Here is a 24,798-nt window from a genome sequence, read left to right as displayed (position 1 = left end):
GTGTCAATTAATAACTTAACATTATTGTAACAATTGTCGTTGTCGACACGTTACGAACTGGAATAGGGATTAGTTTACTTCTGAGCAAAGACCAAAAATTGATTCGCTGTTACTTTAGGCGCTTCAATCATAGGTAAATGTCCCATGTTCTCCATTAATTCAACATTTACGTTGGTGAGTTTGCTGGCAAGCTTATTGGCGCCGTCGGCATGCAGAATTCTGTCTTGCTTGCCCCAAGTGATAAGTGTGGGCTTGTTAAACGAGATCAGGGCTTCATCAAGTGGCGAGCTTAATATTAGCTTGTCTCCGGCAACGTTGTGTAAATCATCGAAAATTTTCGCTTGAATGTCGTAGCTTTGTTCCGCACGCTTAGCGAGCTCTGTGACGAAAAAGTCAGGCATGAAAGGCTTGTTATGAAAAACAAACGAAATCAGTTTTTCATAATCCGGTAAGTTGCGCGCTAACACCACAGGTGGTTCACCGTTACGAATCATGGTGAACATTTCGCTGTCTTTGGCGCTAGCCACGCCAAGGGGGTTGAGTAGCCACAAACTTTTTACTTTTTCTGGATGTTTCGCAGCATAGTTGCCAGCGATATAGCCACCCATGGAATTCCCTGCAATATGCACTTGGGTTAATCCAAGGGTGTCGATAAATTCATTCAAGCGGGCGACTTGAGCAAGCACATCATAGTCGTAGTCGATATTCTTAGAACTGTCCCCAAAGCCAGGTAAGTCGGGCGCGATGACCCGATAGTGCTTAGTTAAGCTAAGCGCGATACGGTTCCAGTTATCTTTATTCGCGCCAAAGCCATGTAGTAAAACAAGTGGTTCACCGCTGCCACCTTCTAAGTAAACCATTTCACTGTCGCTGATGTTTACTTGTTTTATGGATAAGCCAGCAAGCTTGCGTTCAGCCTCAACGCTCCACTCAAACAAGGTGTCATTTGGCGTAATGGCATAACCTGTTGAGAGTATTACTGCCAAGGCAATAACAAATATACCTGCTTTTTTTAACATCGAATGACTACCTTGGCTTTTGATTGCATTTGAATAAGGCTAGGTTTATTTATACCAAATTTTAATAACTTCTAAGTAACGTTCGCCCTCTGGTGTTTTCACTACCACTTCGTCATCTACCTGTTTACCAATAAGCGCTCGAGCAACAGGAGAATCGATACTGATCTCACCCTTTTTTACATCCCACTCGTCGACACCGACAAGGCGATAGGTATACTCTTTATCGTCTTCGTCAATTAGTGTGACCCAAGCACCAAAGTAAACTTTACCTTCTTGCTGTTTTTCGGGGTAAACGATTTGTAAGTCTTCAAGGCGTTTATTTAAAAAGCGAACGCGCCTGTCTATTTCACGTAGACGTTTCTTACCGTATATGTATTCTGCGTTTTCACTCCGGTCACCTAATGCAGCAGCTTCAGACACTGCTTTGGTGACTTTAGGGCGTTCGTCTTTCCAAAGAAACTTAAGTTCGCGATCGAGTCGTTCGTAACCTTCGCGGGTAATGTAATTGCTTTTTTTCATAGTGTTATGGTGATTCTGGACGTTCACATTATAGAGTGAACAGCTACGTGCACAAGCGATCTGTATGTCTTTGCTCAGCGTAATTGTTACATCAAGTTTTAAACGTGAATACTTTCACATAGATTATTACAGATGAGTCTTTGGCAAGCGGGCAGTATTTTTCTACAGTAGTGCAACTCGTCACGGAACGACATTAGTTATGCAAATTCAGTTAAACCCACAGCTTTCCTTTTCTGCTTTACCTATTGCTGATACGCCTTACCAGGTGTTTATTGTTGACGACTTTCTGCAGGGCTTTGACCAACTGACAGCATATGCTGAAAGTACCGCATATTTTGGCAAGCAGGGCGCGGATGGCACCTTATTTCCTGGTGTTCGAGACGAGATGCCAGCCCCTTATTATCGTGCGCTTACTGCTTTGCTTGAGCTACTTGCTGAAAAAGCCCAGCACGGGGCACACTTCGCACATCACACTTTGGCGAAAAGTTGGTTGTCTAAGGTGACAGTAGGTCCTAAGCAATTACACCCAATGCAAAAAATGCCGCATTTTGACGCGCTTGGGCCAGAAAACTACGCTGCGGTTCATTACTTAAAGAGCAATCACTTAGGTGGCACGAGCTTTTATCGCTACCGCGATACGCAGCAAATGTCGTTTTATCATAAAGACGAGTCAACCATCCGAACAATGGTTGCCCGTGTGAATGAGGAAATAGAACCGAATGCGGGCTATATTGGCAAGGGCAATCATTTGTTTGAACGCGCTTTTCAGGTCGATGCGAAACCGAACCGCATTATTCTCTATCCTGGCAATGTTTTGCACTCTGCAGATATTACAGAACAAGTGAGTTTCGATCCTAAATCGCCCGACAATCGCACCTCAGTTAACTCGTTTTTTAAGGTGCGGAGTGTCTAGTTTTCTCTCGAGGGGAACTCTATAACAAAGCTTGGTGTAGTATTCTTTTACTTTGCTGGTGGCGAAGCACACAATATCGCCATCCTTGAAGGTTCTTTTAAATCACCAACCCTGATTTAAGCAAAGTTTGCTGTCGCTGTTAGGTAATCAACTGACAGTGCCATTTTGTAATTTTTGGGAAGTTTTGGAAATTCTGTAGGAAATCTCAAAGGCACATTGAGAGTCTGTATATTTTCAGAGATTTTCGACCTCACATTCATGCCTAAAAATTCAGACAGTGCTAAAACTAAATATGAATCTAAGCTTAAGAAAGAATAGCACGTTCTGTATATACCTGAGCTAGGGCTGTTAGCTTTTTTATGATGAGCAAGTAGCATTGAATTTAATGCCTTAATAAAACCTTCTTCATCACGCTTTAATAATTGAACTATAGCGTCGTAACTACCTGACAAAACGGTTGAGTGCTTTTTCTTTTCATGCGTCTTTAACATTTCCATGAAAAGAGAGTGATTGTCATTAAGAATAATGCTCGAAAGCATTGTAATCAGGGGGCTAATGTTCTCATTTTTGTTGATTTGTTCAGCTTCAATTACTTGTTTAGCCGGCTCAAGTAAGCTTTCTCCTAGCAAAGATTTTGCGATAAAAAGAGGTTGTATATGACTTAACTTGTCTTCGGGGTAAATCTCTATTGCTTTTTGAGAATTGATTATAGAATTTCTCAATGCATTATCTTTTTCGTCACTAATATTAAGTAGCGATTTATAAATATAGATACTAACGTATCTCCACGCTATATTTTGATACGCAAATGCTTTTCTATAGTCATTCAAGCGTTCGCCTGGTGCTCTGCCAACGCTACTATTCACGAAATCCAATAAGAATTCGATTTCCTCTTTTGCTGTTCTCATTCTGCTTCCTTTCTTGATCTACTCGCTCTAGCTCAAAGGCTTTATTTTTCCGGTGAGATAATCCACTTCAATTGGCATTTTGTGGTTTTTGGGGACATCGGGGAAGTCTACAGGTGAGCTCATGCCCAGTTTTAACGTTTGAACCCTATTTTGCACATTGTCGCTAATATCCAATCCTCGTGTGCGTGCCAGATTTAACAAGAGATATGGCGTGTAGCTTATAAAGCTAGCATGGTGATTGTATATATCAGAATGTCTATTGTTGGCCTTTTTGTGGTGTAGGGCTAGCATATCGCTAATGCTATTGGTTAGAGCGTCACCATCATTTTGGCATATCTGCTCAATTGCGTTAAAGCTGCCCGGTAATGTGATGGGGTACTTTTTCTTTTCACAAGCGGCAAGTTTGGGCATAAATTCGCTATGAACCTGCCCCAGCATAATAGCGGCAAGTAACGGATACAATGGATTTACGGATTCATTTTTATATTGATTAGCGTTTTCCATAATCGACTCAGATACGGCGGTGAGATCTTCCCCTAAAAAAGCTTTACCAATATAAACGGTTTCTAAACTTAACAGGCTTTCCTGTTCGTATGCAGCCGTTGCACTCAAACCAAATTCAATTGATTTGGACAGGCTATCTAATGCGATGGTGTTTTCATTTAGCGAAGCGTAATAAATATATGCACCCAAATGGAAGCCCGCACAACTCCTATAATTCCAAGCTTTTGATTGGTCTGACAAATGTTCTGCGGGCTCAATATTTCCCCAAATAATATTATTATCTGCTCTAAACTTTATCTCTTCTATTGCTGTTCTCATTCTGCTTCCTTTCTTGATCTAGTCTCTCTAGCTCAAAGGCTTTATTTTTCCGGTGAGATAATCCACTTCAATCGGCATTTTGTGATTTTTGGGGACATCGGGAAAGTCTACTGGCGAGCTCATGCCCAGTTTTAACGTTTGAACCCTATTTTGCACATTGTCGCTAATATCCAACCCTCTTGTGCGCGCCAAATTTACCAAGAGATATGGCGTGTAGCTTATAAAGCTAGCATGATGATTGTGTATACTAGAATGTCTATTGGTGGCCTGTTTGTGGTGTAGGGCTAGCATGTCGCTGATGCTACTGGTTAGAGCGTCACCATCGTTTTGGCATATCTGCTCAATCGCATTTGAACTGCCCGGCAATGTGATGGGGTATTTTCTCTTTTCCCAAGCAGCAAGTTTGGGCAAAAATTTGCTATATTCTTCCTCCAATGTAATAGCGGCAAGTATTGGATACAATGGATTTACGAATTCGTTTTCAAATTGATCGCCATATTCCATAATCGCTTCGGATACAGCTGTGAGGTCTTCCTCTAAAAAGGCTTTACCATGATAAACGGTTAGCAGACTTAACAGGCTTTCCTGTTCATATACAGCCTTTGCACTCATACCAAACTCAATTACTTTAGACAGGCTATCTAATGCGATGGTGTTTTCATTTAGCGATGCGTAATAAATATATGCACCCAAATGGAAGCCCGCACAACTCCTGTAATTTAATGCTTTTGACTGGTCTGACAAATGGTCTGCAGGCTCAATATTTCCCCAAATAATATAATTATCTGCTCTAAATTTTATCTCTTCTTTTGCTGTTCTCATTCTGCTTCCTTCCTTGAACTACTCTCTCTAGCTCAAAGGCTTTATTTTTCCGGTGAGATAATCCACCTCAATTGGCATTTTGTGATTTTTGGGGATATCGGGGAAGTCTACAGGCGAGCTCATGCCCAGTTTTAACGTTTGAACCCTATTTTGCACATTGTCGCTAATATCCAACCCTCTTGTGCGCGCCAAATTTAGCAAAAGGTATGGCGTGTAGCTTATAAAGCTAGCATGATGATTGTGTATACTAGAATGTCTATTGGTGGCCTGTTTGTGGTGTAGGGCTAGCATGTCGCTGATGCTACTGGTTAGAGCGTCACCATCGTTTTGGCATATTTGCTCAACCGCATTGGAACTGCCCGGCAATGTGATGGGGTATTTTCTCTTTTCCCAAGCAGCAAGTTTGGGCAAAAATTTGCTATATTCTTCCTCCAATGTAATAGCGGCAAGTATTGGATACAATGGATTTACGAATTCGTTTTCAAATTGATCGCTATATTCCATTATCGCTTCGGATACAGCGATGAGATCTTCCCCTAAAAAGGCTTTACCATGATAAACGGTTAGCAGACTTAACAGGCTTTCCTGTTCATATGGTGCCTTTGCACTCATACCAAATTCAATTACTTTAGACAGGCTATCCAATGCGATGGTGTTTTCGTTTAGCGAAGCGTAGTAGATATATGCACCCAAATGGAAGCCCGCACAAGTTCTATAACCTAAAGCTTTTGATTGGCCTAGCAGGTGGTCTGCAATTTCAATATTTCCACAAGTACTACAAAAATCTGCTCTAAACTTTATTTCTTCTATTGCTGTTCTCATTCTGCTTCCTTTCGTATTTTTACTTGGCTCACTGATAGTGACATGCTTCTTTGGCCATCTAATAAAAGAGTCGTTCCTCACTCGTTTACTTAGGTTAAATAATTAGACTGATTTAACCCAAAATCGGTATTTGTATTTTACAGTGTTGCGAATGCAGCATTTGCATGGTAGCTAAAAAGTCGATCTATTAGCTAACCTGTATATGTTGTCACAAGCAAAAACCGTTGGTAAACAAATGTGACGAAAATAGGAATAATCAGCTAAACAGCGAGACTTCAAAAATATTAGCGGTATACTTGCCGCTATTATACTTTTGATTTTTCCATGTAGGTCAGCATTTATGCAGCAGATAGCGCAGCAAATTGCCTCAGAACTTTCCGTAAAACCGCATCAGGTAGAAGCCGCAATTTCCTTGTTAGATGACGGGGCAACTGTTCCCTTTATTGCCCGTTACCGAAAAGAAGCAACACAAGGCCTAGACGATGGGCACTTGCGCACATTAGCGAGTCGATTAACTTATTTGCGAGAGCTAAATGAGCGTCGACAAGTCGTACTCACGAATATTGAACAGCAGGGTAAAATGACACTTGCTTTGAAAGCAGCTATCAATGATGCCGACAACAAAACGCGCCTCGAAGATTTGTATCTACCGTTTAAGCCTAAGCGCCGTACGAAAGGTCAAATAGCGATTGAGGCAGGTCTTGAGCCACTAGCCGACAACTTATTTAAAGACCTGCAGCTTGAGCCAACACAAGAAGCGCAAGCGTTTATTAATAAAGCAGCAGGATTTGATGATACAGAAGCCGTGCTAGCTGGTGTGACAAGTATTTTAGCCGAGCGTTTCGCTGAGGATGCCGAGCTATTAGCGAAACTGCGTCGTCATATTAGTCAGCGTGCTCATATCACCTCTACTGTGGTTAAAACAAAGAAAGCGGAAGCAGGCAAATACAAAGATTACTTCGCGCATAGTGAGTCGGTTAAGAAAGTTCCTGCACATCGTGTACTTGCTATGCTACGTGGCAAGAACGAGGGCTTCTTACGATTGGCTTTAGATGTTGATCCGAATACCGACAATAACAGTCATAGTGCAGCGTTTGACATAATTACCCAGCACTTAGGCAAAAACCTAACGCAGCAAGCTGGTGCTGGCTTTATGCGAACGGTTATTCAGCAAAGTTGGAAGCAAAAACTACTTGGACAATTTGAAACTGAAGTTTTTGGTCAGTTGCGCGAGCAAGCGGAACTCAGCTCAATTAAGGTGTTTGCTGAAAACCTGAAAGATCTTCTGATGAGTGCACCTGCAGGGGCTAAAGTCACCATGGGCATTGATCCTGGGCTAAGAACTGGCTGTAAAATTGCGGTTGTCGATGCCACGGGCAAGTTGCTTCATACCGCCACTATTTACCCACATGCACCGCAAAACAACTGGGACAAATCAGTACGTACCGTCGTTAATTTGATTCGTCAGCACAAAGTGCAATTACTGGCTATTGGTAATGGTACGGGGTCGCGTGAAACAGACAAAATGGCGGCTGATGCTTTGGCGATGATCGAAGGTGAGAAGCCGAATAAGGTGATGGTCAGCGAGGCCGGTGCGTCAGTGTATTCTGCATCAGAGCTGGCGGCTAACGAGTTTCCTGATCTTGATGTGTCGCTACGTGGTGCTATTTCTATTGCGCGCCGCCTCCAAGACCCACTAGCAGAGCTAGTGAAAATTGACCCGAAAGCCATTGGGGTAGGCCAATATCAGCACGACGTTAACCAAAGCCAGCTGACTGCATCGTTGGATGATGTGGTGGAAGACTGTGTGAATGCGGTTGGTGTTGAGCTAAACAGTGCCTCTGCCGCTTTACTGACTCGCGTAGCCGGGTTGACGAAAACGCTTGCGACAAACATTGTTCTTCATCGGGAAGCTAATGGCGCATTTACCTCGCGTAAGCAATTGATGGATGTTGCTCGTTTAGGCCCTAAAGCCTTCGAGCAAGCAGCTGGCTTCTTGCGTATTCGAGAAGCTGATAATGTGTTGGACAATACTGCGGTTCATCCGGAAAGCTATCCGGTGGTAGAAAAGCTTGTTAGTCAACTAGAAACAGAAATGACGGCGCTGATCGCCAATGACGCGTTACTCAATAAAGCGTCTGGTTTAGATAGTGAGGCGCTGGGTGTTGGTGCATTAACGTTTGACGATATTATCAGTGAGCTGAAAAAGCCAGGCCGTGATCCGCGGCCAGAATTTAAAACTGCGACCTTCAAAGAAGGGGTGAATACTCTTGCTGACCTTGAAGAAGGCATGATTTTAGAGGGCGTAGTCTCGAATGTGGCTAACTTTGGTGCCTTTGTTGATATTGGCGTGCATCAAGACGGCCTGGTCCATATTTCAGCGCTGACAAATAAGTTTGTTAGCGATCCACGAGAAGTGGTTAAGGCGGGTGATGTGGTTAAGGTGAAAGTGCTTGAATGCGATGTTCAGCGCAAGCGCATTAATTTAACGATGCGTTTGGATGATACCGCCAAGCCGCAAAAAGGCGGGCAGAAGCAATCAAATAAACCACAGGCTAAGTCATCGAAGCCACAACATGCATCAAAACCTAAGAAAGACCGTTCGCCGGCAAACGCTGCAATGGGTAATGCGTTTGCTGATGCTTTTGCCAAATTGAAGAAAGACTAGCGCCTCTCAAATACTGTATAAACAGCAGTTTTGCAGAGATTTTCGTTTACGTAAAAGATAGGGAAGTAAAGCCATGTACCGTGTAACTACTGATAAAGCTTTGATGAACTTTGACGTGATATATGGCTTTATTAGTCAGAGTTACTGGGCAAAAGGTATACCAGTCGACACCATGAAGAAGGCATTCGACCACTCACTGTGTTTTGCCGTGCTGGACGAGAAGGGTAATCAAGTGGGCTTCGCCCGTATGATCACAGACTACGCGACATTTGCGTATCTTGCTGATGTGTTCATTTTAGAAACACACCGTGGGGAAGGGCTAAGTAAAAAGTTGATGACAGCGATTCATGAATACCCCGAGCTACAAGGGTTACGCCGTATAATGCTGGCAACGTTTGACGCTCATGGGTTGTATGAACAGTTTGGCTACAAGCCTGTTGACGGAGAAGAAGCTAAAAGCCTGATGCAAATTCGAGATGCTGACGTGTATACCCGCAGAAAGTCGTTAACGTAGAATAAAAAAGGGGAAGCAAAGTGCTTCCCCAAAGGTGCCTCAAGGTGGAGGCTAACTTATGACTGGTGAGTCAAGATAAAATAAAAGCTATTCACGCTTTATTGCTTTATCGCACGTTTAGGGGAGCCAAACTTTGCTATAAAGCGCCGCGACAAAATTGCTTTTCCTCTATTCGCTATGACTTAACTGTTTCAAGAGGCGATGGCTACAATACGTATTTAGCCGATACTTGTGCATACATAGAGTCGGCATCCGCATCTTTCATTTCAAATTGACCAACTTCAACACCAAACGATAGTTTCGGCGTGTAGTTTTTAAATACATTCACGCCCCAGTGCGTGCGCTCTCTGTCAGACTCTTCCGTTTCGATGTAACCATAGAAAACTGAGCTGCGCGTGTCTTCGGTCCAGAAGTGGCGGTAAGCTGCCATGAATGCGGTGCTTTCCTCTACTTCACCATTGAATACGTCCGGTGCCGCCGTTACACCAACATAACGGCCAATTTCGCCGGCATGAATTTGGAAACGGAAATCATCTTTACCAAAGGTTTTTATGCGACCCGCTATTGAAGCGCCTACAGCGGTTTCATCGTCGCCATTGTCGAAGTTTAATTGACGCACTAAACCCGATACTGACACATTACCCCAGTCACCACTAAAGGTGTATTTTGCCACCATATCTGGCACTTCATCACTGGCAGAGTCGGCATCTGGAGAATCATCTATGCTGTCATTACCCCAAGACTCAGGGTTTTCTAACGCAAGTTCTAAGCCGCCCATTTTATAACGTACCATGGTATTACGAACGAACGCTTCACCTACCATTGGACCAGCAAAATCAGCAGTCTCAGCCAGTGCGCTGGTATTCATGAACGTTGTCCAAGTTTGACCGAAGGTGAAGTCACTGTACTTAATAAAGGCATGTCGCAAGCGAGGGTGTGATGAATTAGAAATGACTTCATTACCGCCACCGCCGTAAAAATCCATTTCAACAAAACCCGTCACTTCACCATGAACAAATTTCATGTTGATGCGCGATTCATTGGCAAAGAATTTGGTTTGCGATTTGTCTTCAGGCAGCACAGTACCGCCGCCAATCCAAAAATCTTTGTAGCCAACGTTACCGTCTACGTGACGATAATCAACTTTGATGAAACCCCCGAAGGTAATTGAGTCTTCTTCAGTGAGTTGAATGGTATATGCAGCGTTTGCTGCGGTGCTTGCCAATAAAACAGCAGATGCTAGACATGAGAATGTAAAGCGTTTTGTAATCTTCATTATGCTCTCCCGATGTATTAGCGCTGAGATCTTTATTGTTGTGACTGCATCTTCTGGCTAATGGCGCTTGTAGTAATAGTTTTGTATTTTTCATGGTGGGCAGTTGCCTGCCCTTGTTTTTGGTTATTCTTCTAATGTGCTTAAATCACCTTCGTCTTGCCCTAGTGCACGTGCTTTTAGGACTCGACGCATGATTTTTCCAGAACGTGTTTTAGGCAGTGCATCGACGAATTCAACACTTTCCGGCGTGGCAATTTTGCCCATTTCATTGCCCACATGCGCCTTAAGCTCTTGCTGAAGTTCTTTTGATGGCGAGACACCTTGTTTCAAAATAACGTAGGTGTGGATGGCGTTACCTTTTAGCTCGTGCGGTAAGCCAACTGCGGCAGCTTCGCTCACTTGCGCATGACTGACTAATGCACTTTCAATTTCAGCGGTACCCAAACGATAACCACTAACTTTAAGCACTTCATCCATACGGCCGATCACCCAGATGTAGCCGTCTTCATCTTTCTTAGCGCTGTCGCCTGCTAGGTAGCGCCAGTCGCCATTGTCGTCTTGTGACCAGTAAAGATCTTGATAACGCTGCGGGTCTTTGAATACCGTGCGAGCCATACCAGGCCAAGGATTTTTAACAATTAACTTGCCTTCTTCATTGGCCGCAACCTCGTTACCGTCATCATCGACAATTGCCATTTCGTTACCGAAGAAAGGTTTTGTCGCAGAGCCGGGTTTTAATGGCGTAATGGGCAGTGGGCAAATCATGAAACCGCCGGTTTCGGTTTGCCACCAAGTATCGATGATCGGACATTTATCTTGGCCAATTACATGGTGATACCAGCGCCATGCTTCAGGGTTGATCGGCTCACCGACACTGCCTAATAAGCGTAAGCTTGATAAATCATGTTTTTGCGGCCAGCGATCACCAAAACGCATTAAGCCGCGAATTGCCGTTGGCGAGGTGTAGAGAATGTTGATGCCGTAATTCTCAATGATTTGCCACCAACGGTTTGGATACGGGTAGTTAGGCGCACCCTCATACAACATGATAGTGGCACCATTGATAAGAGGTCCGTAGACGATATAACTATGGCCTGTAATCCAACCTGGATCGGCAGCACACCACCAACGGTCTTGCGGTTTAATGTCAAATGCCATGCGATGCGTGGTAGAGGTATACACGGAATAACCACCGTGAGTATGTACCATGCCTTTTGGCTTACCCGTGGTGCCTGAGGTGTACAGAATGAAGAGCGGATCTTCGGAGCTCGTGCGTTCCGTTTCACATTTGCTGCTTGCGATAGGTAGTGCCTTTAGGTCGTGTAACCAAAAATCACGTGCAGGTTCCATTTCAACATCAAGCTCGTTGTTCTTAACGCAGATACATACCTCAATACTAGGTGAGCGCATCATGGCGTCGTTGGCGATAGATTTTAAATCGACCGCTTTTCCGCGTCGCCAGCCGCCGTCAGCTGTGATCAGCACGCGTGACTGCGCGTCATCAATACGAGAGGCTAAAGCTTCGGTACTGAAGCCACCGTAAACCACGGAATGAATAGCGCCAATTTTGGCACAGGCCAGCATTGCAAAGACAAGCTCAGGAATTTGTGGCATGTAGATGGTAACAATGTCACCTTTTTCCACACCCATGCTCTTGAGTACATTGGCAAACTGACATACTTCACGATTCAATCCATTGTAGGAAAAGTTGCGAACTTGGCCGTTTTCACCTTCCCAAATAATCGCCATTTTGTTGCGGTTAGCATTTTCCAAATGGCGGTCAATAGCGTTGTGGACGATATTAATTTCACCGCCGTCATACCACTTGTAAAATGGCGCTTCAGATTCATCTAGCACCGAATCCCACTTTTTATACCAACCTAATGTTTCGGCTTGTTCAGCCCAAAAAGCCTCACGATTTTCAATTGAATGTAGGTAAGTAGCGTCGTAGTCTTGAACGTTTGCCTGCGCAATAACCTCTTCGCTTGGATGGAAAATGTCAGGTTGTTTCGCTTCAGTCATTGTTTGTCTCCGAACATCGCGTACGCGAGTTTTGCTGTAATGGCATTACGTTAGAGACAGAATGGGTTTTGGGGAATTAGACCTAAGTCTAAGACTTACAGATTTCAGTATTAGACTTTAGTCGTATAGAGGTATGTTTTGATGAGTGGTTTAACCCACTGTTTTGTCGATAAGTTGGTTTCGGCCTTGTGATTTGGCCTTGTATAAGCGTTGCTCAGCTAGGGTAACTAAATGCGCATATGAATTAGCTTCTGTCGACTCTGCCATACCGGCACTTAGGGTCAAAATTCGATGCTCGCTTCCATCGTTGGATATGTTAAGTTGGTGAATGGCATACTGGACGCGCTCAAAGATCATTTTGGCCGCATCGACACCGCGATTAGTCATTATAATTGCGAACTCTTCTCCATCGTAGCGATACACGCGATCATCATCACGCACCAGTTTTTTAATCGTTTTTGCGACTTCTTTTAATGCTCTATCGCCTTCAAGGTGTCCATACAGGTCGTTGAATTTTTTAAAGTAATCTACATCTGCAAAGATAAGTACGTATTCGCCATCATTGCTTTCTTTTTCACACCACAAATTTTTCAGGTCATGATCGAAGCTTCGGCGATTATGTACAGTGGTTAAACTGTCCAACAGACTCAAATCCAGTAGTTGTTTGTTGGCATCAAGCAGCTGCTCTGTACGACTTTCAACAGTACGTTCGAGCTCTCTACGCATTTTTTTATCGAGAGATTTACGATAGAACATAAACAACGCGAGCATAAATAATGCGAAACTCAACAGCATGTATAGGCGAATTTGTTGTTCGTACTCATGCTGCTTTTGCTTACTGGCTTCCAATTGCTCGATTTTTAATGTGAGCTGTCCTGATTCAAATTTTGCTAGCTGTTCGTTCAGCCGCTCGTTAGACTCAAGATTCACGTTTTTAATGTACTCATGGAAATAACTGAGGCTCGTTGCCGTGTCTTTTTTAGCCGCAAGAATAAGCGCCATAAGCGCTGACTTATCAGCGATGGCATTTCGATAACTTGTGCTTTCAGAGATATCAATAGACTCTTGCAGTGCAGCTAGCGCTTTATCAAACTCTTTGCGATAAAAATGACCTTTTGCCAACACTTGCAAAGCGCCAGCTAAGACACGTTGATTATTGTGTTCCCGACTTAGTTTTACCGCAGCTTCGGCATAATCTATGGCGGTTTCTGGCTGCTCAAGATGAAAGTAGATACTGGACAAATTATGCATTTGCGTTGCTTGGTTATATTCACTGCCTGCTCGTTGGTTGTATTCCAATGCCGCTAACGCTTTGTTGCGTGCAAGCTCATATTCACCTGCGTGTTTATAGGAAATGGCAAGGTTTTGCTGCACCATCGCTAAATCACTCGGTTTGTCTAGCGTTGAGTATGCGTCTTCCAGTTCAAGTAACGTACTAATCGCAAATTCGAACTGATTTAAATGAATGTAAATCAATGCGATGTTATGCCTAATATCTAACTTATCGCTCTCATCACCATATTGCTGGTATAACTTGTCTGCAGATTGGTAGACATTTAATGCTCTGCGATACTCTGCAAGCTCTGAAAAAACAAGACCTAAGTTATTGAGAACGTGTGCCATTTTTACCGGTAATTCTAAACTCAGATAAAGTTCCCGCGAGAGCTGATAGGCCTCTACAGCTTGCTGGTGATTGCCTTGATAGTAATGCGTAACACCGAGCAGTTTATATCCTTCAGCTTCTGCTTCTGCCAATTTGAATTTACCTGCATACATTGTTGCCTGTTGAGCGGCTGCCGATGCCTCTTCCAATCTATCTTCATTAAGCAAAGCAAAAATAAGGGCTTTCATCGCTTTATAGGCGTCGGAAGGTGCAAGCTCTGGCTGCATTGCCAATGCTTGAAAGCGTTCAATTTGCTCTGACTTATTCGGTAATTGACTGATTTCGTCAAACTCAGTTTGAAAATCATTCGCAAAAACTAGCGTTGATAACGTTAAAAGCGAGAGAAATATAAGCGGGCCAATTTTCACAAAAGTTTTCCGAACGAAATAAATGGCGACTAAAAGACTATGTATAGCATTTCGCTGTCGGAAAAACAAAAGTAACAAAAGAAATTTAGCGCGTAACCATATGTTTATATTGAAATAATATAACAATTTCGGATGTCGTGAGGTGTTATTGAGCTGTTAAATATTTGTTGCCAAAGTAACGATTCCAACTTTGTTCTAGATCAAAACATCTGACCAGTAGAGGCGTACACTGAAACTATCAAATAAGGAGTGCGTTATGGTTTCACCTACAATTATCGACACCTTGAGAGCGAAGCAAGTCGAGCTAACTACGCGGATTGATGCGATAGAGAAAGACTTTCAAAAAGGCCGTAGTGCTGATTTTGCCGAGCAAACGACTGAGTGTGAGAACGATCAGGTGCTTGACGAAATTCGCCAGGAAGCGAAAACGGAATTGCTGCAAGTAAAACGTGCTTTGGAGCGAGTGCATAAAGATGAATATGGTGCTTGCACTAAGTGTGGCGAAAGTATTGCTGCTGCTAGATTGAAGACATTGCCTTACACCGACTTCTGCGTTAAATGCGCGTTATAAATTTAGGGAGAAAAGCTCATGTTGAATGAAAAACACGACTTACATCACGAATTTCCAGAGTTTAAAGATGCTATTAGAGAGTTAAAAATGACCGATGCTCACTTTGCTCGACTATTTAAAGAGTATCACGAACTTGATCACGAAGTGATTCGCATTGAAACAGGCGTTGAAAACACATCAGATGAATATTTAGAGCAGCGTAAAAAATTGAGGTTGCAACATAAAGATGCGTTGTTTGGGATGTTAAAAAAACACCAAGCCTAACGATTTCGATTCCCTCTATCGACTTGCCACCCCTGCGGTGGCTTTTTTTTTGGACATAAAAAAGCCCTTGGTTGGGACAAGGGCTTGAACCACGAAAGTTCCAGGGATTAGTTTGCTGCTACAGACTGGCCTGCAACATAGTAGTAACCATCTTTTACTTCTGACTTCATACACATATGTGTTGGTTTTTTAGAGCCCAGTGTTTTGATGTTACGACATTTCATTTTCTGTGCTTTTACACCGTAAAGTGCCTGATATTTGTCTGCTTCTTCACTTACGATGGTTAGGTAGTCAGCGGGCAACTTGTCGTTCAACATGTTTAATGGGCGCTTCCAATGCTTGTTCTTTTGCTCATTTGCGACACTCAACCATGCGTAGCTTTTCATTAAATCTTGAGCAGTGCCTTGGCCATTTAAGTACATAGTGCCAAGGATATACTGCGCTTTTTTCTCACCGCGTTGAGCCATGACTTCTAGCGCAGGCAATGCATTTGTATAGTCTTTTTGTTGGTAAAGAGAAATAGCTGTCTCGTATTCTGCTTTGTAGGTTTTTACATCAAGCAAGTCTGCTTGGTTAGTTGCATGTGCCATACCTGAAGTTAATAACATGCCGCATAACACTAAAATTGATTTTTTCATTTTCTACATCCTGTTAAAAGATTGAATCGCTAGTCTTGTCTCTTACATAACAAGCTGTGTGCCATTTGCGAAAAAAATCGTAACCAACTGAAAAATATAGAGTATATATTTTCCTGCCTGAGGGTGGATAATAAGCCGGTGGTAAAAATAACCAATACAGTTAGTAACATTAACTAACAATTGGTTAAAAAGTTACTAGCGTAAAAACTCTTTGAGTGGCGCATTTGTTTGATGATGGTGATTGAGTTCATAAAGAAACAATTCAGCGGTTGCTACTGCATCATTTAGTGCGTTGTGCGCATAGTATTTAGGGAGTGTGTAGTGTTCTCTTAGCGCGACTAATCGAAGCTGCGACGGGTCGTATGGGACTTGCCTTTTATCAAGACGCCGTTTGGCGAGTGCCAAGGTGTCTATAACGGGAAACGGGGGAGCGACACCATACAGTTTTAAACAGGCTTGCTTTAAAAAGCTCAATTCAATATGGGCGTAATGTGCCAACATGACTTTGCCAGACAGTGCTATAAGTAACTGTTCGACGGCTTCAGCGAGCGAACAGCCACTGGCTTGTTCTTGTTCTGTTATCTGGTGCAACACGACCTGATCTTGCTGTGCGGTTGTATCAGGCTGTACCAATATGTGCTCAGAAGACGCAAGTGGAATAGCGAGGTTTGTGACGTCGACATAGCCAATGCTTAACAGCGCATCATTTCTGGCATCTAACCCCGTTGTTTCGAAGTCGAGAGATAGCAGATTCACGTCGGCAATAGGGCTTTTAGTGGCTGGAAGAGGTACCGATAAATAGTGTTTTAATGCGCTGTGTTTAACGGTGGCGAGCAGCTTTCGACGTTTAGCTTCATAGCCGAAGAAATGGTCAAACATGATCAGTAAACCGCTTGGCGGTTGTCTTGTAAGGTTTTTATTACTTTGAAAGCATCTTTTAAGTGTTCTCTTTCTAATCTTGAAATTTCTTTGGGGGCTAAATAGTTGTTTGCCTTTTTCTGTTTCTCTACTAGTCGCGCTTGATGATGTAAGCGTAAGGAGGTTAAAAACTGAAAAGCGTCGATTAGGTTGGCCGCTGATGATTTAGTGAGGGAGCGGCTACCTGCAACTTTTTCTAGTCTCTCTATGGTGTTTACTGCGGTTACACCCTCTTGCAATGCGTAGATGCGGGCAAGATCGACAATAGGCGCAATGCCGTTATGTTTTAGATCCATCGTTTTCTTATGCTCACCTTCGGAAATCAGTACAAAATCTCTGAAAAAACCTAATGGGGGTTTATGTTGTAGCGCATTTTTTGACAAGTGTGCGATAAACAAGCTCGCATTCTGTGTTTGCTGTAGCATTTGCTTTTGGACACGATGGAGCAAAGAAGCATCGCCATAAACAAGGGCTAAATCGAAGAAGATGCTGGCGTTCATGAGTGCTTGAGGTTTAGGTGTATTTATCCATTGCTTAAAGTATTTGTGCCATTGCGCTTCTGTTTGTCGCCAATTTTCATTGGTCGCCATCACATCACCTGGGCAGTAAATAAAGCCACACTGATGCAAACCATTTGAGACAAATGTTGCTAGTCGTTCGAACCACGCAGTGTGTTCTGGCTGCATGGCGTTATCAATAATCAACGCATTATCTTGGTCAGAATGGGCCAACTGTTCTTGTCTTGCTTGTGACCCAGCGGCAACCCAAGCAAACGGCACTGGTGCTTTGCCGTATAGCGACTCAGCCAGTTCAATAAGCTTGATGGTTAACGCCATGGTAATGGCGCTAATTGCTTTCCCAACATGTTCTGCGGGGGTGCCAAGTTTCGCTAGTTTTTGTTGCAGCTGTGGGATGAGTTTGCTGATATCCACTAATTCGTCAACCGAGCTTGCTTTGTGAATAAGGCTGGTCATGTTGACGGCATTCTGCTCTTCAAAATGCATAAGGTCAGTAATGGTCACCATACCCGCAAGTTGGCCTTCAGCAGTGATAGGAAGGTGGTGAATATGGCGTGATGTCATGGCAATGAGTGCATCGAAGGCGGTGTGGCGAATATCTAACATCTGGATATTCGGCGTCATAATCTCTGCAACAGGTTTGTTGATATCCATACCCGAGGCAATGCAACGGCGGCGAAAGTCTTTGTCAGTCACTATGCCGACGACGTGTTCGTCGTTGTCGACCACCACTAAGCATGAAAAGCCAAGCTCAGTCATTTTGATAGCGGTTTGCTGAATGGACTGGGAAGAAAGTATCGTTGCCGCTGGCGTTTGATATAGCTGCTCTATCGGGGTGTTTGTGAGGCTTGCCTGAACAACAGCCGCCTGATGTAAATCTGATACGGTGTGCTTGAGTCGCTCTTCTGCAGATTGTTCAAAAAAGCTAATAATGGCAGGGGATTCAATTAAACAGCCTAGCAACTTTTGTTTATCAAGTGCATACAACAAACAGTCTTCTTCTGAACTGACTTCAATGTCTTGATATTTTTCGGGGTAGCAAAATATCGTACAAATATCGCCTTCCCCATATTTACCCAGAAGTTCTTGTTGTTGGTTTCGATACGTTAGTGCGCCCTTGCGGACAATATAAAAACTCGGTGACTCAATATTAGGCGGTGGCAATGGTTGATTTTGTGGCACATAACAAATCGTAATTTGCTTGACGATTTGTATGATGACGCTTTCAGGCAATTGCTCGAAAGGCGCAATACTGCCAATAAATGCGTAAAGCTCACTCAGTTCGTTATCCATAGCGCCGCCTTTGTTATCTCCAACATGTTCAGTTTTAGTGCACCGCTGTTACATGGTCAATGGTTTTGCAATGAACCTAGACTAAAGTTTAATACCTGCGACCAAATTTACTTGCTAGGGTGAATGATAAGTTGGCAAACAGCCAACTAAAGACAACTAAAACAATATCAGTAAAACAGGCAACAGCGAGGAGAGAATCGTGGAAAAGAGTTATTGGCAGGAAAATCTGCGTCTAATTTTAATCTGTCTCGCCATCTGGTTCATCGTGTCGTTCGGGTTTGGGTTATTACTTGTCGAACCGTTAAATGAAATCCGCTTAGGGGGTTATAAGCTTGGATTTTGGTTTGCACAGCAGGGCTCTATTTATACCTTTGTCGCGTTGATTTTTTGGTATAGCGCCAAAATGAATCAGTTGGATAAAAAGTATAACGTGGAGGAGGAGTCATAATGGATGAACTAAAACTCTACACCTGGATCGCCGTTGGCGGCACCTTCGGTATATATTTCTTTCTAGCGTGGTGGGCACGCGCAGGCTCCACCAGTGAATTTTACGCTGCTGGTGGTGGTATTACGCCACTGCAAAACGGTATGGCGATTGGTGCTGACTGGATGAGTGCCGCTTCGTTTATTTCCATGGCCGGTCTTATTGCCTTTTTAGGTTACGGGGGCTCTGTATTCCTAATGGGCTGGACCGGTGGTTACGTGCTGCTGGCGATGTGTTTGGCGCCTTACATGCGTAAGCACGGTAAGTTCACGGTACCTGAATTTATTGGTGACCGATTCTACTCACGAACAGCACGTATCGTTGCGGTTGTGTGTCTGATTATCGCGTCAGTGACTTATATCATCGGTCAAATGAAAGGGGTTGGCGTTGCCTTTTCTCGCTTCTTGGAAGTGGAATACGACATGGGCCTATACATAGGTATGTTTGTGGTATTTGTTTACGCAACGCTAGGCGGTATGAAAGGGATTACCTACACGCAAATTGCACAGTATGTGGTGCTGATTACTGCTTATACCATTCCTGCTATTTTCATTTCCCTTCAATTGACAGGCAATCCAATTCCTCAATTGGGCTTAGGCTCGACATTGGCAGATGGCAGTGGCGTATACCTGCTAGATAAACTGGATATGGTGGTCGCCGATCTTGGTTTTAAAGAGTACACGACCTCGACACTCGGTGGCGTTGAAATGTTTGCCTATACCATGTCATTAATGATTGGTACGGCTGGTTTGCCACACGTTATTATGCGCTTCTTCACTGTACCTTCAGTAAAAGCGGCACGTCAGTCAGCAGGTTATGCACTTGTCTTTATCGCGTTACTTTACACGGTAGCACCGGCAGTAGGTGCAATGGCGCGCTTCAACCTAATGAACACCATAGAGCCAGCAGCAGGTCAAAACCTTGAATACGCAGAGCGTCCACAATGGTTTAAAGACTGGGAGCGCACTGGTTTACTCAAATTCGAAGATAAAAATGGTGATGGCAAAATCCAATATGTAGCAGACGCTGAAACCAATGAAATGGTGAAGGTCGACCGCGATATCATGGTTCTTGCGAATCCTTCTATCGCGAACTTGCCTAACTGGGTCATTGCGCTAGTGGCAGCAGGTGGTTTAGCGGCCGCGCTATCAACGGCAGCAGGTTTACTGTTAGCCATATCCTCGGCCGTTTCTCATGACTTAATGAAAGGGGTCTTGATGCCGGATATGAGCGAGAAAAGTGAGCTTCGGGCAAGTCGCATTGTGATGACGATATCTATTCTGTTTGCGGGTTATCTCGGCTTGAATCCGCCTGGTTTCGCTGCGGGTACTGTAGCGCTGGCATTCGGTTTAGCAGCATCGAGTATCTTCCCTGCATTGATGATGGGTATCTTCTCGAAGAACATGAGCAGTAAAGCGGCAATTGCCGGTATGTGTGCAGGCCTTGGCGTTACCATGCTTTATGTATTCCAGCACAAGGGCATCATGTTTATTCCAGGCACGTCTTTCCTAGGTGGTATGGAGCCAAACTGGTTCTTTGGTATCTCGCCAAATGCCTTTGGTTCAGTCGGTGCGGTAGTGAACTTTGCCGTTGCCTTTATTGTCTTGAAAGCGACAGGTCCAGCACCTAGTCATATTCAAGATATGGTGGATAACTTCCGTTCACCGCATGGTGAAATAGCGGGAGCGCATGATCACTAAGGTTAAGCGAGTGTGTATTTTAGGTTCCCACTAAGCACTCGTCGTTTTAAGGCTCCATTGCTATGCTTTGGAGCCTTCTTTTCGTTAGGTCGCTACTAAAATTTTTGAGGATGTTGTATGAATCGCCATCAAAAAATTGCCATTTTTATTGCCCCGTTTTTAGCCATAGGGGGCTATATCGCATCCGATTACTACCTTGAGCACAAAGCGAGTGAAGAGAAAGTGTTTCAACTAGTACCAGAGGGGCATTGCGATGTCATTAATGAGTCTTGTGTGCTGAGTGCTGGTGAGTTTAAGGTCAATATTTTGGATAAAAACGGAATAACTACCGTCAATTCAACGTTTCCAGTGGATGACGCTGTGTTGTTCATGGTCAATGCTCCAGGGCAGTATGAGACTTACCAGCTTGCGATGGCGAGCACTCCTTATTATTGGCAATCAGAAACTGGCCTAGCTGAGAAGATAAGCAGCAAAGGCGAAAAGCAAAAAATGCGAGTGATTGTCAGTATTAAAGGTGGTAAATATATAAGTGAGTTTTATACACAAACCGTTAAGTAGAAGCTCAAGACACCTAGTTAGCCAGAGTGCACTCCATATACTCTCGAATTAGATAAGGAAAAGACAAAGCTGTGTTCGCGAATTGGCAACTCATCGTTATTAGTCTTGGATACATAGGACTACTTTTTGCGATCGCGTATTTTGGTGATACTTATCGCCATAAAATTTCTAAGCGTTGGCAACCGTTTATTTATGCAATGACATTGGGGGTTTATTGCACCTCGTGGAGCTTTTTGGGTACGACAGGGCAGGCGGCCACTAATTTTCTATCGCATCTTCCCATTTATCTGGGGCCAATACTCATTTTTGTCGTCGCATGGCCTTTCTTGCAGCGAATTATCCGGATCAGTTTAAAGCTCAATCTCACCTCGATAGCTGACTTACTGGCGGCGCGCTTTGGTAAATCACACAACCTTGCGATTATGGTAACGATTGTGGCGTTGATAGGTACGATGCCTTACCTCGCACTACAACTTAAAGGTATTGTTTATTCGTTCGAGCAACTACAAGTCAGCCCATCTGCCAGCCAAGGGCAGTTTGGGTTTATTGTCAGCTTATTTTTAGCCGGTTTTACTATCGTATTTGGCATTCGACATCTTGATGTGACAGAGCGCCACCCTGGTGTGATGCTAGCGATTGCTTTTGAGTCATTGGTCAAATTACTCGCTTTTATTGCTGTCGGTATTTTTGTGTCATTTTTTATGTTCGACAGCCCGGTGGCGCTATGGCAAGAAACAGAGGCGAGTTTAAAAGTCGCGGGTCAGCTGGAGCTACCTAATTTATCTGCTTTGCTAGCTATGTTGGTGATTGTCATGGCGGCCTTTTTGTCGCTACCAAGACAGTTTCAAGTGATGGTGGTTGAACTGCAAGATGCAAAAGATACGCATGTTAGTAGAAAGTTATTCCCAATCTATTTGCTGGTGTTCGCACTAGTGGCGATACCGCTTGGTTTAGCGGGTGAGCATTTATTAAGTGGTCAAGTACCGTCTGATACCTATGTGCTTTTCTTACCTGCGTTTGGCGGGCAACAATGGCTGTCGCTTTTGGCATTTTTAGGGGCAATATCGGCAGCGAGCTCCATGGTGATTATTTCTGCCATCGCACTAAGTACTATGCTGAGTAATGAAATAGTTTTCCCATTCTTGTATCGCTATCAAAAACAGCAAACCCAAGACTACGATGCCTTCAGGGTAAATCTTCTTAAAATCAGAAAGCTACTTGTGCTGCTCGTCATCATGTTGGGGTATTTAGTCTTTTTGTTTGCTTCCCCTGATACATTATCGTCTCTTGGCGAAGTCGCATTTGGCGCATTTGCCCAATTGACACCTGCGTTAATCGCGGCCTTTTACTGGCGACGAGCGAGTTTAACTGGCGTTTATGCAGGCATATTGGTTGGTTTCTCAGTTTGGTTATTATTAAGCTTCTTACCTCAGTTTGGCTTGTACGCAAAACCGTTTGAAAATGCATTGCTACCAACCAATACACTGGTTACGTTGGCGGGTTTGTTGGCAAACGTATTTGTTATTTACATTATCTCTCAAATCAGTCGCCAGAGTGTGCAAGAGCGTGTGCAAGCGTCTGTCTTTTTGGAGTGGCAACAGCCATCGTCTTTGGATGTACAGAAAAAGCGAGTGGTGAACCAAAAAGAGCTTGAACTGCTGGTGTCTCGCTTTGTCGGTGACAAGAAAGCGAAGCAAAGTTTTCAAGTGTTTTTACTGGCGGTGGATAAAGATGAAGTAGGCTCGGCTCGCTTCAATCAACTACTACTGGAGCATACTGAAAATACACTTGCTGGCGTGATGGGTGCATCATCTGCGCGGCTGGTACTGTCTTCTGCTCTTGAAGGTAGAGATATTGCACTGGATGAACTTGCCTTGTTGGTAGAAGAGGCTTCGACGCAGCAGCAGCGATTTAGTCAAAGTTTGCTGCAAAGTGCAATCGAGAACGCCAGTGAGGGTATTTCGATAATCGATAAAGACCTCAATTTGGTGGCGTGGAATAGAAAATACCTCGACTTATTTGATTATCCAGAGTCATTGGTATTTGTTGGCAGCCCAATCGCGTCGCTAATCAAATACAACGTAGAACGTGGGTTATGTGGGCCGGGTGAAGCCGAAGCTCAGGTCAAGCGGCGCGTTGACTTTTTGCGTCAAGGCAGCTCACATGAATCAGAGCGTACCTTGGATGATAAAGTCATACGCATTGAAGGTAACCCTTTGCCTAACGGTGGCTTTGTGATGTTGTTTTCAGATATCACCGCGTATCGACAAGCAGAGCAGCTGCTTAAAGCTGAAAATGTCGACTTAGAGGCATTAGTTGATGAACGTACCGAAAAGCTCGCCATGGCTAATAGAGAGCTCGGTTTAGCTCGCAAAAGGGCAGAGCAGGCACATGTTAAAAAGAGCCTTTATCTTAAAGCATGCAGTCATGACTTAATGCAGCCGTTAGAAGCGGCACGCTTATTTACGGAAGCCTTGTCAAATCAGCATAATTTAACGGAGCAGCAACAACGTCATGTAGAAAGTATCGGTCACTCTTTAAAAGTGGCGAATGACTTATTGGCAGAGCTTGCTGAAATCGCGCGCATTGAGAGTGGCAATGTAAAACCGCAATGCGAGCCTTTTTCGTTGGGTGAGTTATTTGATGGGCTTGCAAATGAGTTTTCCGTATCCGCACAAAACAATCAAATAGATTTCCATGTCGTTTGCAGCAGGGCTTGGGTGTATTCAGACAAGCAGTTGCTACGACGCATGATTCAAAACTTGCTTACTAACGCTTTCCGTTACGCAAGCCCAGGCAAAGTGTTATTGGGTGCACGTCATCAAGGACAACATGTGCAAATTCAAGTGCTTGATACAGGGCCTGGTATCGCTCCAGACAAGCAAGAATTGGTGTTTGAAGAGTTTACCCAGCTTAATGATGAGCAGTCGTTAACGACACAAGGCTTAGGGTTGGGGCTAAATATTACCAAAGGGCTTAGTAAGCTGTTGAATCATGAGTTGACGCTGTCCTCGGTCGAAGGCAAAGGGTGTTGTTTTGCTATATCTCTGCCACGTGTTGCCGCGGTGAAAAAATCACAACCGAGCATCCCAGCAGCAACTGTACCACTGAAAAACACAACGATTTTATGTATTGATGATGATGAAGATGTACTCAGTGGCATGGTTGAGATGTTATCCAGTTGGGACTGCCATGTGTTGGCCGCGGATAATGCAAAAAGCGCGTTTGATATGTTTGAACAACACAAGTTCGATGTCGATATTGTGCTCGTCGACTATCAACTATCAAAAACTGACAACGGTATTGCGGTTGTTGAGCAATTACGGGCAATGTGTGAGGTCTATTTACCTGCAATTTTGATCACCGCGACTACCGAATCTGACATTGCTGAAAAAGCGGCAAACGCGGATATGGGCTATATGCGGAAAATGGTAAAACCTGCGGCACTTCGCGCCATGATAAGCGCTAAACTTGCCGATAAGTTGCACCGACAATATGTCGGTGCTGAGTAACCATTA

21 protein-coding genes are annotated in these 24,798 nt (G+C 43.8%); 9 read left to right on the top strand and 12 right to left on the bottom strand.

The window, feature by feature from the left end:
- Positions 1 to 74: 74 nt before the first annotated feature.
- Complete coding sequence (locus ACFSJY_RS14180; RefSeq protein ID WP_386035497.1) at positions 75 to 1,019, bottom strand: alpha/beta fold hydrolase; 945 nt, start codon at positions 1,017 to 1,019, stop codon at positions 75 to 77.
- Between the two features lie 45 nt (positions 1,020 to 1,064).
- Positions 1,065 to 1,538, bottom strand: coding sequence for a transcription elongation factor GreB (gene greB, locus ACFSJY_RS14175; RefSeq protein WP_386035494.1), 474 nt, complete (start codon positions 1,536 to 1,538; stop codon positions 1,065 to 1,067).
- Positions 1,539 to 1,737: 199 nt separating this feature from the next.
- On the opposite strand from greB, the gene ACFSJY_RS14170 reads away from it, so the two are divergent.
- On the top strand, positions 1,738 to 2,451 hold the full coding sequence (locus ACFSJY_RS14170; RefSeq protein WP_386035491.1) for a DUF6445 family protein: 714 nt from the start codon (positions 1,738 to 1,740) through the stop codon (positions 2,449 to 2,451).
- A 116-nt stretch (positions 2,452 to 2,567) separates the two neighbouring features.
- Here ACFSJY_RS14170 and ACFSJY_RS14165 read toward each other — a convergent pair whose 3' ends face one another.
- From ACFSJY_RS14165 to ACFSJY_RS14150, 4 genes are read right to left on the bottom strand one after another with little or no spacing between them, the layout of a single operon-like run.
- Positions 2,568 to 3,359 carry a hypothetical protein gene (locus ACFSJY_RS14165; RefSeq protein WP_386035488.1) on the bottom strand — a complete coding sequence of 264 codons (792 nt, stop codon included), beginning with the start codon at positions 3,357 to 3,359 and terminating at the stop codon, positions 2,568 to 2,570.
- 27 nt (positions 3,360 to 3,386) lie between these two features.
- Complete coding sequence (locus tag ACFSJY_RS14160) at positions 3,387 to 4,181, bottom strand: hypothetical protein (RefSeq protein WP_386035485.1); 795 nt, start codon at positions 4,179 to 4,181, stop codon at positions 3,387 to 3,389.
- A gap of 27 nt (positions 4,182 to 4,208) precedes the next feature.
- Positions 4,209 to 5,003 carry a hypothetical protein gene (locus ACFSJY_RS14155; RefSeq protein WP_386035482.1) on the bottom strand — a complete coding sequence of 265 codons (795 nt, stop codon included), beginning with the start codon at positions 5,001 to 5,003 and terminating at the stop codon, positions 4,209 to 4,211.
- A 27-nt stretch (positions 5,004 to 5,030) separates the two neighbouring features.
- Complete coding sequence (locus ACFSJY_RS14150; protein WP_386035479.1) at positions 5,031 to 5,825, bottom strand: hypothetical protein; 795 nt, start codon at positions 5,823 to 5,825, stop codon at positions 5,031 to 5,033.
- A 340-nt stretch (positions 5,826 to 6,165) separates the two neighbouring features.
- On the opposite strand from ACFSJY_RS14150, the gene ACFSJY_RS14145 reads away from it, so the two are divergent.
- Together ACFSJY_RS14145 and ACFSJY_RS14140 are read left to right on the top strand one after the other, a co-directional pair.
- Complete coding sequence (locus ACFSJY_RS14145) at positions 6,166 to 8,493, top strand: Tex family protein (RefSeq protein WP_386035477.1); 2,328 nt, start codon at positions 6,166 to 6,168, stop codon at positions 8,491 to 8,493.
- A 73-nt stretch (positions 8,494 to 8,566) separates the two neighbouring features.
- Complete coding sequence (locus tag ACFSJY_RS14140) at positions 8,567 to 9,007, top strand: GNAT family N-acetyltransferase (protein ID WP_386035474.1); 441 nt, start codon at positions 8,567 to 8,569, stop codon at positions 9,005 to 9,007.
- 205 nt (positions 9,008 to 9,212) lie between these two features.
- Here ACFSJY_RS14140 and ACFSJY_RS14135 read toward each other — a convergent pair whose 3' ends face one another.
- From ACFSJY_RS14135 to ACFSJY_RS14125, 3 genes are all read right to left on the bottom strand, one after another.
- Entirely contained in the window at positions 9,213 to 10,283 is a 1,071-nt protein-coding gene (locus ACFSJY_RS14135; protein ID WP_386035471.1) for a DcaP family trimeric outer membrane transporter, read from the bottom strand.
- A 123-nt stretch (positions 10,284 to 10,406) separates the two neighbouring features.
- Positions 10,407 to 12,305 carry an acetate--CoA ligase gene (gene acs / locus ACFSJY_RS14130; protein ID WP_386035468.1) on the bottom strand — a complete coding sequence of 633 codons (1,899 nt, stop codon included), beginning with the start codon at positions 12,303 to 12,305 and terminating at the stop codon, positions 10,407 to 10,409.
- 150 nt (positions 12,306 to 12,455) lie between these two features.
- Positions 12,456 to 14,336 carry a diguanylate cyclase domain-containing protein gene (locus tag ACFSJY_RS14125; RefSeq protein WP_386035465.1) on the bottom strand — a complete coding sequence of 627 codons (1,881 nt, stop codon included), beginning with the start codon at positions 14,334 to 14,336 and terminating at the stop codon, positions 12,456 to 12,458.
- A gap of 256 nt (positions 14,337 to 14,592) precedes the next feature.
- Here ACFSJY_RS14125 and ACFSJY_RS14120 point away from each other — a divergent pair, with 256 nt between their 5' ends.
- Positions 14,593 to 14,907, top strand: a complete 315-nt coding sequence (locus ACFSJY_RS14120; RefSeq protein ID WP_386035462.1) for a TraR/DksA family transcriptional regulator — start codon at positions 14,593 to 14,595, stop codon at positions 14,905 to 14,907.
- An 18-nt stretch (positions 14,908 to 14,925) separates the two neighbouring features.
- The gene (locus ACFSJY_RS14115) at positions 14,926 to 15,171 is read left to right on the top strand and encodes a YdcH family protein (protein WP_386035459.1); all 246 of its coding nucleotides are present in this window, start codon (positions 14,926 to 14,928) and stop codon (positions 15,169 to 15,171) included.
- A 107-nt stretch (positions 15,172 to 15,278) separates the two neighbouring features.
- Here ACFSJY_RS14115 and ACFSJY_RS14110 read toward each other — a convergent pair whose 3' ends face one another.
- From ACFSJY_RS14110 to ACFSJY_RS14100, 3 genes are all read right to left on the bottom strand, one after another.
- A complete protein-coding gene (locus ACFSJY_RS14110) occupies positions 15,279 to 15,809 on the bottom strand; it encodes an SEL1-like repeat protein (protein ID WP_386035456.1) in 531 nt (176 codons plus the stop codon).
- 195 nt (positions 15,810 to 16,004) lie between these two features.
- A complete protein-coding gene (locus ACFSJY_RS14105; RefSeq protein ID WP_386035453.1) occupies positions 16,005 to 16,688 on the bottom strand; it encodes an exonuclease domain-containing protein in 684 nt (227 codons plus the stop codon).
- A 2-nt stretch (positions 16,689 to 16,690) separates the two neighbouring features.
- Positions 16,691 to 18,538, bottom strand: a complete 1,848-nt coding sequence (locus tag ACFSJY_RS14100) for a putative nucleotidyltransferase substrate binding domain-containing protein (RefSeq protein ID WP_386035450.1) — start codon at positions 18,536 to 18,538, stop codon at positions 16,691 to 16,693.
- 199 nt (positions 18,539 to 18,737) lie between these two features.
- Here ACFSJY_RS14100 and ACFSJY_RS14095 point away from each other — a divergent pair, with 199 nt between their 5' ends.
- The 4 genes from ACFSJY_RS14095 (at position 18,738) to ACFSJY_RS14080 (ending at position 24,792) form a co-directional block, all read left to right on the top strand.
- Positions 18,738 to 18,986, top strand: a complete 249-nt coding sequence (locus ACFSJY_RS14095) for a DUF4212 domain-containing protein (protein ID WP_386035447.1) — start codon at positions 18,738 to 18,740, stop codon at positions 18,984 to 18,986.
- Positions 18,986 to 20,722: a sodium:solute symporter family protein gene (locus ACFSJY_RS14090; protein ID WP_386035444.1), complete on the top strand. Its 1,737-nt coding sequence runs from the start codon at positions 18,986 to 18,988 to the stop codon at positions 20,720 to 20,722. Before ACFSJY_RS14095 ends, ACFSJY_RS14090 begins: the two co-directional genes overlap by 1 nt.
- 117 nt (positions 20,723 to 20,839) lie before the next feature.
- Positions 20,840 to 21,280, top strand: a complete 441-nt coding sequence (locus ACFSJY_RS14085) for a hypothetical protein (RefSeq protein WP_386035441.1) — start codon at positions 20,840 to 20,842, stop codon at positions 21,278 to 21,280.
- 71 nt (positions 21,281 to 21,351) lie between these two features.
- Entirely contained in the window at positions 21,352 to 24,792 is a 3,441-nt protein-coding gene (locus ACFSJY_RS14080) for a hybrid sensor histidine kinase/response regulator (protein WP_386035438.1), read from the top strand.
- Positions 24,793 to 24,798: the final 6 nt, after the last annotated feature.

The organism is Thalassotalea euphylliae (assembly GCF_042682785.1).
GTDB lineage: Bacteria > Pseudomonadota > Gammaproteobacteria > Enterobacterales > Alteromonadaceae > Thalassotalea_F > Thalassotalea_F euphylliae.
This window is presented reverse-complemented; position numbering and strand designations above follow the sequence as displayed.

What these genes read in the sequence shown, in the direction of transcription:
- ACFSJY_RS14180 (WP_386035497.1), bottom strand. Translation starts at nt 1,019, where the DNA reads ATGTTAAAAAAAGCAGGTATATTTGTTATTGCCTTGGCAGTAATACTC.
- greB (WP_386035494.1), bottom strand. Translation starts at nt 1,538, where the DNA reads ATGAAAAAAAGCAATTACATTACCCGCGAAGGTTACGAACGACTCGAT.
- ACFSJY_RS14170 (WP_386035491.1), top strand. Translation starts at nt 1,738, where the DNA reads ATGCAAATTCAGTTAAACCCACAGCTTTCCTTTTCTGCTTTACCTATT.
- ACFSJY_RS14165 (WP_386035488.1), bottom strand. Translation starts at nt 3,359, where the DNA reads ATGAGAACAGCAAAAGAGGAAATCGAATTCTTATTGGATTTCGTGAAT.
- ACFSJY_RS14160 (WP_386035485.1), bottom strand. Translation starts at nt 4,181, where the DNA reads ATGAGAACAGCAATAGAAGAGATAAAGTTTAGAGCAGATAATAATATT.
- ACFSJY_RS14155 (WP_386035482.1), bottom strand. Translation starts at nt 5,003, where the DNA reads ATGAGAACAGCAAAAGAAGAGATAAAATTTAGAGCAGATAATTATATT.
- ACFSJY_RS14150 (WP_386035479.1), bottom strand. Translation starts at nt 5,825, where the DNA reads ATGAGAACAGCAATAGAAGAAATAAAGTTTAGAGCAGATTTTTGTAGT.
- ACFSJY_RS14145 (WP_386035477.1), top strand. Translation starts at nt 6,166, where the DNA reads ATGCAGCAGATAGCGCAGCAAATTGCCTCAGAACTTTCCGTAAAACCG.
- ACFSJY_RS14140 (WP_386035474.1), top strand. Translation starts at nt 8,567, where the DNA reads ATGTACCGTGTAACTACTGATAAAGCTTTGATGAACTTTGACGTGATA.
- ACFSJY_RS14135 (WP_386035471.1), bottom strand. Translation starts at nt 10,283, where the DNA reads ATGAAGATTACAAAACGCTTTACATTCTCATGTCTAGCATCTGCTGTT.
- acs (WP_386035468.1), bottom strand. Translation starts at nt 12,305, where the DNA reads ATGACTGAAGCGAAACAACCTGACATTTTCCATCCAAGCGAAGAGGTT.
- ACFSJY_RS14120 (WP_386035462.1), top strand. Translation starts at nt 14,593, where the DNA reads ATGGTTTCACCTACAATTATCGACACCTTGAGAGCGAAGCAAGTCGAG.
- ACFSJY_RS14115 (WP_386035459.1), top strand. Translation starts at nt 14,926, where the DNA reads ATGTTGAATGAAAAACACGACTTACATCACGAATTTCCAGAGTTTAAA.
- ACFSJY_RS14110 (WP_386035456.1), bottom strand. Translation starts at nt 15,809, where the DNA reads ATGAAAAAATCAATTTTAGTGTTATGCGGCATGTTATTAACTTCAGGT.
- ACFSJY_RS14105 (WP_386035453.1), bottom strand. Translation starts at nt 16,688, where the DNA reads ATGTTTGACCATTTCTTCGGCTATGAAGCTAAACGTCGAAAGCTGCTC.
- ACFSJY_RS14100 (WP_386035450.1), bottom strand. Translation starts at nt 18,538, where the DNA reads ATGGATAACGAACTGAGTGAGCTTTACGCATTTATTGGCAGTATTGCG.
- ACFSJY_RS14090 (WP_386035444.1), top strand. Translation starts at nt 18,986, where the DNA reads ATGGATGAACTAAAACTCTACACCTGGATCGCCGTTGGCGGCACCTTC.
- ACFSJY_RS14085 (WP_386035441.1), top strand. Translation starts at nt 20,840, where the DNA reads ATGAATCGCCATCAAAAAATTGCCATTTTTATTGCCCCGTTTTTAGCC.